The 12561-nt window shown below is 63.5% G+C and carries 11 protein-coding genes and 1 pseudogene; 6 read left to right on the forward strand and 6 right to left on the reverse strand.

Annotated features, from left to right (window positions below):
- The 4 genes and pseudogenes from NKI79_RS16105 to NKI79_RS16120 all read left to right on the forward strand — a co-directional run.
- A pseudogene (locus NKI79_RS16105) lies at nucleotides 1-103 on the forward strand (ADP-ribosylglycohydrolase family protein); the annotation flags it as partial.
- A 281-nt stretch (nucleotides 104-384) separates the two neighbouring features.
- The gene (locus NKI79_RS16110; protein ID WP_352802669.1) at nucleotides 385-705 is read left to right on the forward strand and encodes a hypothetical protein; all 321 of its coding nucleotides are present in this window, start codon (nucleotides 385-387) and stop codon (nucleotides 703-705) included.
- Between the two features lie 80 nt (nucleotides 706-785).
- On the forward strand, nucleotides 786-1826 hold the full coding sequence (locus NKI79_RS16115; RefSeq protein ID WP_352802672.1) for a CapA family protein: 1041 nt from the start codon (nucleotides 786-788) through the stop codon (nucleotides 1824-1826).
- Between the two features lie 72 nt (nucleotides 1827-1898).
- Complete coding sequence (locus tag NKI79_RS16120; RefSeq protein WP_352802673.1) at nucleotides 1899-2870, forward strand: hypothetical protein; 972 nt, start codon at nucleotides 1899-1901, stop codon at nucleotides 2868-2870.
- A 13-nt stretch (nucleotides 2871-2883) separates the two neighbouring features.
- Here NKI79_RS16120 and NKI79_RS16125 read toward each other — a convergent pair whose 3' ends face one another.
- Nucleotides 2884-3378 (reverse strand): YegJ family protein, encoded by a 495-nt coding sequence (locus NKI79_RS16125; protein WP_352802675.1) that lies wholly within the window; start codon nucleotides 3376-3378, stop codon nucleotides 2884-2886.
- 247 nt (nucleotides 3379-3625) lie between these two features.
- On the opposite strand from NKI79_RS16125, the gene NKI79_RS16130 reads away from it, so the two are divergent.
- Nucleotides 3626-5191, forward strand: a complete 1566-nt coding sequence (locus tag NKI79_RS16130; RefSeq protein WP_352802678.1) for an FAD-binding oxidoreductase — start codon at nucleotides 3626-3628, stop codon at nucleotides 5189-5191.
- 7 nt (nucleotides 5192-5198) lie between these two features.
- On the opposite strand, the gene NKI79_RS16135 is transcribed toward NKI79_RS16130, so the two are convergent.
- The 3 genes from NKI79_RS16135 to NKI79_RS16145 form a co-directional block, all read right to left on the reverse strand.
- On the reverse strand, nucleotides 5199-5708 hold the full coding sequence (locus NKI79_RS16135) for an RAD23 family protein (RefSeq protein ID WP_352802680.1): 510 nt from the start codon (nucleotides 5706-5708) through the stop codon (nucleotides 5199-5201).
- Nucleotides 5709-5866: 158 nt separating this feature from the next.
- Nucleotides 5867-6997 (reverse strand): hypothetical protein, encoded by a 1131-nt coding sequence (locus NKI79_RS16140; protein WP_352802683.1) that lies wholly within the window; start codon nucleotides 6995-6997, stop codon nucleotides 5867-5869.
- A 6-nt stretch (nucleotides 6998-7003) separates the two neighbouring features.
- A complete protein-coding gene (locus NKI79_RS16145) occupies nucleotides 7004-7438 on the reverse strand; it encodes a DUF4383 domain-containing protein (protein WP_352802686.1) in 435 nt (144 codons plus the stop codon).
- A 735-nt stretch (nucleotides 7439-8173) separates the two neighbouring features.
- Here NKI79_RS16145 and NKI79_RS16150 point away from each other — a divergent pair.
- A complete protein-coding gene (locus tag NKI79_RS16150) occupies nucleotides 8174-9112 on the forward strand; it encodes a diacylglycerol/lipid kinase family protein (RefSeq protein WP_352506695.1) in 939 nt (312 codons plus the stop codon).
- Between the two features lie 613 nt (nucleotides 9113-9725).
- On the opposite strand, the gene NKI79_RS16155 is transcribed toward NKI79_RS16150, so the two are convergent.
- Complete coding sequence (locus tag NKI79_RS16155; protein WP_352777026.1) at nucleotides 9726-10937, reverse strand: mandelate racemase/muconate lactonizing enzyme family protein; 1212 nt, start codon at nucleotides 10935-10937, stop codon at nucleotides 9726-9728.
- A complete protein-coding gene (locus NKI79_RS16160; RefSeq protein ID WP_352802689.1) occupies nucleotides 10934-12550 on the reverse strand; it encodes a GMC family oxidoreductase in 1617 nt (538 codons plus the stop codon). The genes NKI79_RS16155 and NKI79_RS16160 overlap by 4 nt, the downstream gene beginning before the upstream one ends.
- Nucleotides 12551-12561 lie beyond the last annotated feature (11 nt).

The following is a 12561-nucleotide window of genomic DNA, read 5'->3' on the forward strand; positions in this document are numbered from 1 at the left end:
CGCCGGTGGTGACCCTTGGCAGGCGGCAGTCATCAGTGCCAATCTCGGTGGCGACACCGATACGATCGGCGCCATCGCGGCCGGGGGGGGGGGGGGGGGGGCCCGCGCCCCCGCCCCCCCCCCCCCCCCGCGACAGAGACGCCATGATCGCGGCGGCACTTTCGTCCGGCGCGATCTGGCCATCCTGTTGAGATCGATGCCGAGGCGGGTGAGGTCGATGACCATGCCGATGTCCGCGTCGGCGGGCACCGAGCCCAGCGTGGCTGCGGATTTCTCCAGCCGGTCGCGGAAGGCGACGAGAATGGCGCGGAATTGTCCGTAGGTCAGCGGCTCGGGATCGGGGTTGTCCGGCACCGGCAGCCGCATCAGCGGCAGCATGAAGGATTGCGGGCTTTCGAAACCGTGGCGATGCAGGCCGCTGGCCAGGATCTCCAGCGCGGTGAAGAATTCGCCGGCGCCGGCGGCGTAGGCGGCTGCCGGATCGCCTGGCGCGGCGGTTTCAAGCGCGGCAAGAGCGCTGTCGCGCTCAGTCACGGTTTTCGCCTCGAACAGGGCCGCGGCATCCGGCACTGCGGCGCCGGCCGAAGACAGCGGCAGGAAAAGAACGATGGCGCATGCCACCAGCCTGGAAAAACGCGTCATCGTGATCACCCCTTTTGTCGCTCCGCAGTGGATCATACACGCATTTGGTTCGCGCGCCTGTAGCCCTGTGGTTCAACGACAACAGTCAGCGCTTCAATCAGTCCGGCTGGCGGTCTACACAAGGCAAACCATTGGGCCGTCGCGTGTCGAATTATCCGCTTTCCTACAAACTGTCCTGGCTGCCACGCTTCCTCCGGCCTTCGCTCGATGGCGACGCGCGCGGCTTTGCTGCGGCGGCCGCAACCCTGCTCGACCCGCCGCCGGCGCGCACGGTGCGGCTGGCTTTCGTCGGCGATATCTCGGCGGTGGCCAATCGCAGCGCGCCGGACTGCGACCCGGCGATTGCGGCACTGCTTGCCTCGGCCGATCTGGTGGTCGGCAATTGCGAAAGCCCGGTGGTGGAACGGCCAAGCGCTGTTTTGGGTACGAGGTTTGGCACGCACCACGCGATGAACGAGCGGTTCCTTGCCGAGGCGCTGGCCGCTGCCGGCATTTCGCGCGAAAAACTGGTGCTGTCGCTGGCCAACAACCATGTGCTCGACCAGGGCATCGCCGGCTTCGACGAGACGGTCGCCGTGCTGGAGCAATTAGGCATCCGCACGATCGGCACTGCGGCTCCGGTCGAGCGGTTTGCGGTTGGTTCGCTGACCATAGGCCTTGCCGCCTTTACCTTGTGGCGCAATGCCGACGCGGCTCAGTTCGCGGGCCGTGTCTCGATGCAAGGCGATCCGGCGCAATGGCCGCGCGATGCCGCTTCGGGTGTCGACCTCCTCTGCGCGGTGCCGCATTGGGATTGGGAATTCCGGCATTTTCCACGTGCGAGGACGCGGGCACTGGCGCGGCTTCTGGCCGAACATGGCGTCTGCCTGATCGCCGGGCATCATGCCCATGTCGTGCAGCCGATCGAGCGGATCGGCAAGACGCTCGTCGCCTATGGACTCGGCGATTTCTTTGGCACCGCCTTCGCGCGCCAGCCTTGGCCTGGCCGCATCGGTGCCATTCTCGTCGTCGACATCAGCGCCGATCCCGGCACGCGCGGCGCCATTGCCGCCTACCGGCTGCATGCCTTCACGCGGCTGCGCGCCGGCGATCACGAGCGGCTGGTGCCGGTTGAAATGTTGAAGGGAAAATCAAGGCAAAGGGTTCTGGCCCGCCTCGATGCGATCTTCAGTGCCGGGCGCTGACGGCTGCGCTGACGCGGTCCACCAAACCGGCTATCATGCCCAGCGCGGGCAGGCTTGTGGCGGCGGTGGGTGATGGAAACTGCGGATTTCATGCCGAGCGAAGCGGTGATCGCCGGCCTCAGGAAGAACATCGAGGCCTATGAGGCCGAAAGAGCTTCGGCCCATCGCCGGACGCGCTGGCGGGTCCCACTTTTCATCGGGCTGGTGCTGGCGTTCGTGGTGTTTGTGGCCTGGCTCTTCAACGGGGTTGCCGACCCGAACGAGCAGTGGGTCTCGACCCCGCATGTGTTCCTCTATGTCGGCGGATTCCTGGCAGCGATCTTGCTCTATTTCCGGGCGATCAAGCCAGCGAGCAAATTGCAGCAGTCGTTTCGCAGCACGCTGTTGCCGATCATCTTCGGTTTCATCGAGGACATGCGGTATCGGAACAACGTCAAGCCGAATTCGTTCGACCGACTGCCGCGTGAGACGGTTGGTTCGTTCAACCGACAGTCTTTCGACGATGTTTTCTCCGGCCGCTACGAAGGGTTTCCATTCGAGCTGTACGAAGCAGATCTACGGGAAGGGACGGGCAAGAGCACGACGGCAGTGTTCAAGGGCGTGATCGTCGCCTTCGAGACGATCGTGCCGTTCCCCGGCACGTTGGTGGCCGCGCGCCGGACCAACAAGGTCGTCGGCTTTCTCCGCGGCATCTTCGGCGGCAAGATGCAGGAACTATCCAGCGGCGTGCCGGAGCTCGATGCCGCCTATGAGTTCCGCACCGACAATATCGAGGCGGCGCGGCCGCTGGTGACGGGCCGGCTGGCGCAGGCGCTGCAATGGCTCGGCGAGAGCCGGCCGAACGATCCGGCACGCGTCGCGCTCAACGGCAGCGACGGCTTCCTCCTGCTGCCGCAGGAAAGGAATTTCTTCGAGCTCCCGGATAGCTCCACGCGCCTCGACTACACCAAGCATGTCGCGCCGATGATCGCCGACATGGGCGCGATGCTGGCGACGGCGGCTTTGGTGCGCAAGATCGGGGCGAAGGACGAGGAGGCGAGGTAGTCCGGCTGGGCGGTCAGCAATCGAAGCCGCGTTGGCTACGCATGTAGTCGACTTCTTCCTTCGGCATCGACTTGAACATCACACAGACGGTGAAACTGCCAACCTGGTGACCGTTTTTGGTATATCCCCAGTCGGAAATATCGTCTCGGTTGAATTCTACATGCTGGCCAGCCACGACGTTGTGGACGCTATGTGGCTCATTCGCCAATATCCCCACGAATCCGGTTTCGTTCCGCTGGAACGGGATGACCCAGAAGTGTTCGGTCACATGTCCGTCCTTGATCATCACCTTCAGTTTGAATGTGTCCGTTCCAGGTGGCGGTGTCTGGGATAATGCCAGGAATGCATCCAGGGTGGCACGTGCCTGTGCAGTCGCCGCCGCCATATCTGGATCGTCAGGCGCGACTGCGACGACGCTGTCGTCGCCCTGACTGGAGTCGTGAGCCTCGGCGCATATCGGAGCAAGCTCTAGCATCAGGGACAGTATCGCGCGGGACACGAGCTTCATGGAATGGGCGCCCATACAATGGTCAGCATCATCATAGATCCGTTCGGATTTTCAATCATAGCGCGAATCATACCTAAATTGCAACCATAAGAAAATGCTCCTGATGCCGCAACTGCCGCTAGTTCTGCTACGCACTCCGGCTCTGGTTTTTGCCGGAAACCCGCGCTATCCCTGAGGCCGCGAGGGGTGTCATGGTCGAGGAACGCAAGGGGTTCGCCTGTCGCGGCGGCTGCTGCTGGGTGCGACGGTGGTCGGCGGCGCGATGGTCTGGGGCGGGACGACAGTGGCGCGGCTGGCGCGCGGTCCGTCGGGGCAGAAGAATTCCGGGCGCATCGCCGACATTGACGGCATCGATCTGGCGCAGAAGCCGCTGGAGGGCCCGCCAGCCTACGATCCGTCGCTGCCATGGCTGACCAAGGGCGGCGACATCAACGATGCCAGCGGCCTGTCGATGACGCCGGTCTACGGCGTTGTCGAAGTCAGCGAGGAAGACCACATTGCGAGCGCGCTGGCCTTTGCCCGCACCAATGGCCTGAAGGTCTCGGTCGCGGCGGTGCGCCATTCGATGGGCGGACACGCTTTCGACGACAACGCACTGGTCCTCGACATGCGCAAATTCAACAAGGTCAGCGTCGACCCGACTGCGAAGACGATGACCTTGCAGCCGGGCGCGCGCTGGCACGATATCCAGAACCTTTTGCACCCGCGCTTTGCGGTGAAGGCGATGCAATCGACCGACATCTTTTCGGTCGGCGGCTCGCTGTCGGTCAACGCGCATGGCATGGACCACCAGGCCGGCTCGGTCGCCGGCTCGATCCGATCGATGCGGGTGATGCTGGCGGACGGTTCGGTGACAACCTGCTCACCGACCGAAAACACCGAGCTGTTCCGCCACGTCGTCGGCGGCTACGGCCTGTTCGGCGTGGTGCTGGAGGCGACGCTCGACATTGTCGACAACGACGTCTACCGGACCTCGCGCGAGATCATCAAATCGGACGACTTTCCAAGGTTTTTCGCCGAGGTGCTGGAGCCAAACAGGGCGATCGGTCTGTTTTATGGGCACCTGTCGACAGCGCCGGGTAATTTCCTCGAGGATATGATCGTCTACCGCTATGACAAGGTGGCCAACCAGCCGCCGGCCGACCAGCCGGCAATCGGCGAACCGGGTTCAGTCGGGCTCAAACGGGTGATCATCAACCTGGCGAAATGGGGAAGCCTGTTCCAGGAACTGAAATGGTTCACCGAAAAGACGCTGGAGCCGCAATTCGAGAGCTGCACGGTGGCGCGCACGACGGCAATGGCCGAAGGCGAGGCCTGCCTCGTCACCCGCAACAATCCGATGCATGATTCAGTGCCCTATCTGTTCAACGATCTGCTCGATGAGACCGACATCCTGCACGAATACTTCATCCCGCGCGCCGCCTATAACCCGTTCATCACGGAAGCGCGCGAGATCCTGCGCAACCAGAGCCTGCCGGTGCTCAACGCCTCGGTGCGCGTCGTCCACAAGGAGGATGTGGCGCTGAATTATGCGCCGGAGCCGGCCTATTCGCTGGTGCTCTACATCAATCAGCCGACCGACGCCGACGGCAATGCCAGGATGCGGGCGCTGACAAGGGCGCTGATCGATGTGACGATCAAGCATGGCGGACGTTTCTTCCTGCCCTACCAGCTCCATTACACGGGCAAGGAGCTGCTTGCGTCCTATCCGGAACTGCCGTCCTTCCTGGCGAAGAAGCGGCAATACGATCCGGGTGAGCTGTTTTCGTCGACTTTTTATCGCGCCATCAGGGCATTGATCGGCACGGCCTGAGCGTCGGTTACAGACCGTCAGGCAGTTTCGCCGCCAGCCAGTTCGCCGAGCGCTTGGCGATGCCGATCGTTGCCGCTGCGGCGCGGCCGAGATCGGTCTTGACCACGGCGTAACCCGCCTTCGTGCGGTAGAGCACGGCGCGGCCGCCATCGACCGCCGCTTCATAGGCAACCGGCCGGACGGCTTCCGTTTCCGTCGCCGTTGCCTGCGTTCCGACGGCAGCACTGGGCCGGTGGCTCAGTTCCGGTGGCAGCGGGTCTGTCGCGGCGGTGCTGGCCGTCGTCAATTCGGGCTCGGAAGCGGTCGCCGCGAGCTGAGATGACGAGTTCTGTGTCCGGCAGATGCCGGAGACCAGCGGATAGTCAAAATTGCGCTCGTGCAGCATCTGGCTTTTCATCGCCGCTTCGCATTCGGCGATGGTCGACCATTTGGCGGGCGTCTCGCCGATATATTCGCAAAGCCTGGCGTCGCAATCGCAGCCGACGATGGTCATGGCGACAAGGGCGGTCTTGATCACAATCTTGTCCCTCCGAGTTGCCTGGCGATGTGCGCAAGACAAAGTGCTGCGGGGTCATCAATCGTTGCGGAACAAGGCGGGATTTGGCCGCGATTGTGGAATGAGCGCGGCGGAGCATCACGCAACGTCTTGCCGGGGCCGGCTGTGGCCGAAAGGCCTCAGTAATCGTAGACGTGCTCGAGCCTGGCGCCCGCCGTCATCAACGCCGGCAGCACGACGTGCAGCTTGCGCACGGCGACGGTCAGGCCGGTGCGTCGCGTCGAAGGTTCCGCCGGAAGCGGGTAGCTGAACAAGGTGCGTGCACCTTCGGGAACCTTGATTTCGTCGTTGGAAAGCATGGTGACCATGATCTCGTCATTGCCGCCGATCTCGACGAAGGAGATGCCCTTGCCGATCAGGCGCGGGATCATGTCGGTGAACACCTGATAGCGCCTGGTGACGAAGACCGTGCCGTCGGCGCCGAGATCGCGCTCCAGCAAAGTGTCGGGCTCGTTGCGCGTCACCTCGCTGACCGGACCCTTGGCCCAGACGTGAATGTCGAGCAAGGCCGGATCGGTGGTGGCGGCGAGCGCCGACTTGATCAGATCGGCGTAGCCTTGCTTGACGGTGTCGGCGAGGCCGAAGGCGAGCTTGCGTTCGCTGGTGCGGAAGGCGCTGTCGTCCGCTGCCGGCTGGACGGCGAACAGGCCGGCACGCTTTTCGGCATAGGGAAACTGGTACCACGGCACCTGGTCGAGAAAACCGGCATAGTCCGCCGCCACCTTGGCCTGGTAGATGTCGACGGCGGTGCGCTTGCCGGCGGTCGCTTCGGTGACGCGGCCGACCGTATTTTCATAGGCCCACTGGATGGCGTGCTCGATCGTGTGGCTGGTGCCGATGATCACCAGCATCTGGTGGTTGTCGAGGTTGAACTTGTAGGCGGAGCTGGCGCGGATGACCGTCGCATAGTCCTGCCAGAAACGGCCGATATAGGACAGATAGGGAAAACCGCTCGGCTGGTTCTTGTCGACGAAGCCGGCATATTCGCGGGCGGCGTAGACGATGGCCCATTCCGGATAGGTGAGAAAGGTCGATTCCTCCGGCCGCTGGTAGCCGGGGATTTCGGCACGGATCTTGTCGGCCAGCGCCTTCGGCGGGGCACCCTCAGCGACGCCCGACAATGGCGTTGTGTCCAGCGCCGGCGTCGTGAGAAAGCCGTAGGCCAGCCCGGCGATGGGGATCAACACGACAATGACGACGAGCCAGAGGATCGCCTTGATGATGCGCTTCAGCCAGCGGAACAGGAACATGGCCGGTCAGGCCGTGGCGAAATGGTCGTATACACGTTTCGACAGCCAGAACCCGACATAGACGGCGAAGCCGCCGATGACGATGTGCGGCAGGTTGGCGAAGAAGCGGGCCGGGAATTCGATGTCGTTCAGGGAGCGGAAGCCGTTGATGAAAATGCCGCCATCGAGGCAGCCGGAACCAGTGACCAGGCCGAGCACGCCGTCGAACAGATAGACCGAGCCGAACAGCTTGAAATAGAACACCGCCTGGCGGTGCGAGATGAAGGCGGCCGCCAGCGCCCAGACGCCGGAGAAGGCGTGCAGCAAATCATCATACCATTGCAGCGAGAACAGGCCGAACAGATTGCCGCCGGCATCGTTGAAGGCCGGCACATAGCCGATGGCAACAACGCCGAAGAACAGGAAAGCATAGGCAACAGCAAGCTTCTTGATGAGCGTCATGAAATGTCCCCCTGCCGTCAGCCCTTTTAACCGGCCTCCCACGGCAAATGGATAGTAGCTGATTTTGGCGCAGGGTGAAGCGTCGCCGGCAAAATCGCCAGGCGAGGCCACCAAGACAGTCGGCGCCGGGATTTCTCCCAGCGCCTCCCTGTCAGATCAGGACACGGTCGCGGCAGCAACTCCCGAAAGGTGTCGCGCCATGCCGGCCTTGATTTTGACGGTCCTGCCAGTCGACACCCGAGGGTAGCGTCCGTTCCGGACCACGCCGGTCTCCACTCTTGCGAGCTTTGCCCGGCGCGCCATCGAAGGTTTTTGCCGTCCTTCATGGCAGCATCGGTCCGCCGTCGGCGTTCGCACGCTTTCCGCGGCCCCGTAGGTCTCGGCTTCCATCCCTCCAACAGGCAAGCCTGTTCTCGTTCAGGGCCGTACGGGCCTCAGGAAATCCGCCGTTCCGCTGTGCCTTTCGGCGTGGCGATCGGTAGCCGCCTGAGATGGGTTTAATGTATGTCGGATAAGTGTTTGGCGGAACTGCCGCGTGCCTGTGGATAGCGGGATTATCGGGGACTGACCCTGCCAAAACAGGGACTTTCCGATCTCTGCCGCCGCCGGCCGGGATTTGCCGCCTCGAGGCCAAAACCGCATTGTCGGACATTCGATCTTGCCCCGCGGGCCGGCGCGGGCTTCAATGCCGGCAAATGATTGGAAGGCGTGTTCGATGGCCTTGGGGAGGCGGGCTTGAAGGTCGCGGTGGTTCTCAATCCGATCGCCGGCGGCGGCAGGCTCAAGCGGCATTGGCCCGAGGTTGCGGCGTCGCTGAAAAGACATTTCGGCGATTTCGAGCTGCGTGAAACGCAGGCCGAGGGCGATGCCGAACGGCTGGCGCTCGACCTTGCCGCCATCGGCTTCGAGTTGGTGATCGCGGCCGGCGGCGACGGCACCGCCAGCGAGGTCGCCGACGGGCTGCTGAAAGCTTTCCGAGAAAGCGGCCGGACGGCCGAGCTTGGGCTGCTGCCGTGCGGCGCCGGCATCGACTTCGCGCGCGGGCTCGGCCTGTCGAACAACGTCGACCTGACACTGAAGCGGATTGCCGAGGCCAAAGGGCGCAAGGTCGATGCCGGGTGCATCAGCTATGTCGACGACCACGGCGCGCTGGCCAGCCGCCATTTCATCAACATCGCCAGCCTCGGGCTCTCCGGCGTCACCGACCGTGCCGTCAACGCCGACAAGCGCAAGGGCAAGGTTTCGGCCAAGGCGTTGTTCTATTGGCGCACGGTCTGGGAGTTCCTCCGCTACCGCTTCCAGGACGTTGCGATCACCATCGACGACGGTGCCCCGGTCGAGGCGCGCATGGCACTGGTGGCGGTGGCCAACGGCAAATTCTTCGGCGGCGGCATGATGATCGCGCCCGATGCCGAGCTTAACGACGGCGAGTTTGACATCGTCATTCTGCGCGCCGCCGGCAAGCTGAAGCTGATCTGGGACATCCGCCTGCTCTATGGCGGGCGGCACCGCAACCATCCGGCGATCACCATCCTGCGCGGCAAGAAAGTGGTTGTCGAGCCGCTCGGCGATGTGCAAAAGAACGCCGCGCTGATCGACATAGACGGCGAATCGCCGGGTCGCATACCGGCGACCTTCGAGATCCTGCCCGGCGCCTTGACGCTGAGATATTGAATCAAGGCATTGAGGGGTTGATTCAAGTTCTTTCGGCGGTGATTCCAGCGATCCGGCCAATGTGCTGAAATCGCGTGACAATTGCCTGATGTCAGGCCTCGAGCTTGGCCGGGAAACCAGGCGCGCGAAGATCGGTTCCGATCGCATCTTCCAGAAGCCTGACGATCATGGTCGACCAATTCCTTGAAACAGTGATTTTGGCAGGTGGCGGCCCATCGGCAGCGAACGTCGGTCGTTCCTGTCGGTGGTAAATCGCAAACCCTGGAGATTGGCCGAATCCCCCCCAACTTCGTCATCCCAGGGCGAAGCAGGAGCGAAGCTCCGTCGCGGAGACCCTGGGATCATGCCGTAACCTTGATCAAAGAGTGCAGCGGAGCAGAATTTTGCACCGCAGCAGCGCTCTGAAGTCGCGGCATGGATCCCGGGGTCTGCGCCGCGTCGCTTCGCCCCTTGCTCCGCCCCAGGATGACGAAGCGATGGGCGTTTGCGCTAATCGCCAAGGCATGCGGTCCGTCAACGCAAGCGACCCGTCAAATCCTCTGTGCCGAGGAACCAGGCGCCGGGCCGCGGTCGTAGACGGTGACGGCAAAGCCGTTGCGGATCAGGCTGGCGCTCACGGCATCAGCGGGGTCTGCATCATCTGCAAATGCAGGTCCTTGCCGGTCCAGGGATGCGCTTCGCAAACGGCTTCATCGAGTTCGACGCCGAGGCCGGGCTCCTTGGACGGGATGACATTGCCGTCCTGCCATTCGATCTTCTTCTTGAGCAGCTTCTCGTGAAATCCGCCCCACTGCTTCAGCGATTCCAGAATGAGGAAGTTGGGCAAGGTCACCGCGAGCTGGATGTTGGCGGCGCCGACGATCGGTCCGCAATAGCAGTGCGGCGCGATCTGGATGTGATAGGCTTCGGCCATGGCGGCGATCTTCTTGGTTTCGAGAATGCCGCCGGAACGGCCAAGGTCCGGCTGCAGAATGGTCGCCGCGCGGTTCTCGATCACACGCGCGAATTCGAACTTTGTCGTCAGCCGCTCGCCGGTGGCAATCGGGATCGAGGTCGCGCGGGCGACCTGCGCCATCACCTCGGGCATGTCGGGCGGCACCGGCTCCTCGAACCACAGCGGGTCATAAGGCTCGATGGCGCGGGCGAGGCGCAGCGCACCCGAAGCTGTGAACTGGCCGTGCGTGCCGAACAGGATATCGGCGCGGGTGCCGACCGCCTCGCGGATCGCCTTGACCATACGGGCGGAGAGATCGATGTCGACGAGGCGAGGCTGGTGGCCGTCGAAGGCGGTGTAAGGGCCGGCTGGGTCGAGCTTGACCGCGTTAAAACCCTGCTCGACATATTCGAGCGCGCAGGCGGCGGCCAGATCGGGGTCGTTGTAGACGTTCTTGCCGCGGGCGTCCTCGGAGTGGACGCTGCCGCTGTGCGGGTAGAGGTAGGTATAGGAACGCAGCGTTTCGTGCACCTGGCCGCCAAGCAGCTTGTAGACCGGCTTGCCGGCCTCCTTGCCGATGATGTCCCAGCAGGCGATTTCGAGCGCCGAGAAACAGCCCATGCCCGACACGTCGGGGCGCTGGGTGAAGCCGGACGAATAGGCGCGGCGGAAGAAGTTTTCGACGTCGTGCGGATCGCGGCCGACGAGATAGCGCTCTGCCATGTCCTCGACCATTTTTGCGGTGACATGGGCCGAGAAAGTGGCGTTGTAAGCTTCGCCATAGCCGACGACGCCGCCATCGGTGGTCAGCTTGACGAAGATGAAATACTTGCCGCCGATGCCGGGCGGCGGATTGCCGACTACCCAGGTCTTGACGTCGGTGATTTTCATTTCTGATCCTCCAGAACCAGTTCGGCGCCCTTCCATCCGGTCATGATCGCGGCGGCGTTGGTGTTGCCGGTGATGTTGTCGGGAAAGATCGAGGCGTCGATGACGCGCAGGGCTTCGATGCCGTGCACCCGCAGGCGCGGGTCGACGACGGCGCGCGTAGCGTCAGGCCCCATGCGGCAGGTCGAGACCGGATGATAGACGGTGCCCGAGCGCTTCCTGAAATCCTGGATGAGATCTGCATCGGAGGTGATCGAGGGACCGGGCAGAACCTCCTCCTCGATGATCTCGGCCATTGCCGGCATCGATGCGATCTTTCTGACGAATTTCACCGCCGCCAGCATTTCAGCGACATCCGCCTCGGTTGAAAACGCGTTGGCGACGATTTTGGGATAATCGCGTGGATTGGCGGAGCGGATCATGATTTCACCGCGGCTCGACGGACGGCAGTTGGACAGCCCGATGGAAAAGCCGGGCCATGGATCGGGCGTCAGGATCGGCCGCTCGCCGCTCTTCGGAATGACGGTCGAGAAGGCCTGGAAATAGAGCTGCATAGTGGGCCGTGCCGCGGCCGGGTCGGTGCGGAAGAAGCCGCCGGCATTGTTCATCGACAGCGACAGCGGGCCTGAGCGCAAAAACACGTACTGCATGCCGACCAGCAGCTTGCCCCACCACGGGCGCAGGATCTGGTTGAGCGTCGGCAGCCTGCCCTTGAAGGTGTAGTTGATGCCGACGTGGTCCTGCAGGTTTGCCCCGACATTCTCGTTGGCGTGAACGACAGGAATGCCGAGCGCGCCAAGCAGCGCCGACGGGCCGATGCCGGAGAGCTGGAGAAGTTGGGGCGAATTGACCGAACCCCCCGACAGGATGATCTCGCGCCCGGCGCCGGCGGTTTTCGTGGCGCCATTCTGGAGATACTCGACACCGATGGCGCGCTTGCCCTCGAAAAGGATTTTGGTCGCCAGCGCGTTGATCTCGACGCGGACATTTTTGCGCTTCATCGCCGGGCGCAGGAAGGCGCGCGCCGCCGACATGCGGCGGCCGTTCCTGGTGGTGATCTGGTAGACGCCGACACCTTCCTGCGAGGCGCCGTTGAAATCCGGGTTGAGCGGCAGGCCGGCCTGATTGGCGGCGGCGAGATAGCGCTTGGTGAGCGGATGGACGGAGGTCGAGCAGTCGGTGACATGCAGCGGCCCGCCGACGCCGCGCCATTGGTCGGCGCCGGCCTGGTTATCCTCCAGCGCCTTGAAGGCGGGAAGCAGGTCGTCGAAGCCCCAGCCCGGGTTGCCGGCCGCTGCCCAAGCGTCGAAATCCTCACGCGCGCCCCTGATCCAGACCATGGCGTTGATCGAACTCGAGCCGCCGAGCAGCTTGCCGCGCGGCCAGTGGTCGACATTGCCGGCGAGACCCGGGTCCGGCTCGGCCTTGTAGTTCCAGTTGACTGCCGGGTCGAAGAAGGTCTTGCCGTAGCCAAGCGGCATCTGCACGTAGAAGCGACGGTCGCTGCCGCCGGCCTCAAGCACCAGCACAGAGAAGCGCCCGGAAGCCGACAGCCTTTCGGCCAGAACCGAGCCGGCCGAGCCGGAACCGACAATGATGAAGTCATAGGTCTGCATGGTGGATAAAG

The organism is Mesorhizobium sp. M0340 (assembly GCF_040321535.1).
Classification (GTDB): domain Bacteria; phylum Pseudomonadota; class Alphaproteobacteria; order Rhizobiales; family Rhizobiaceae; genus Mesorhizobium.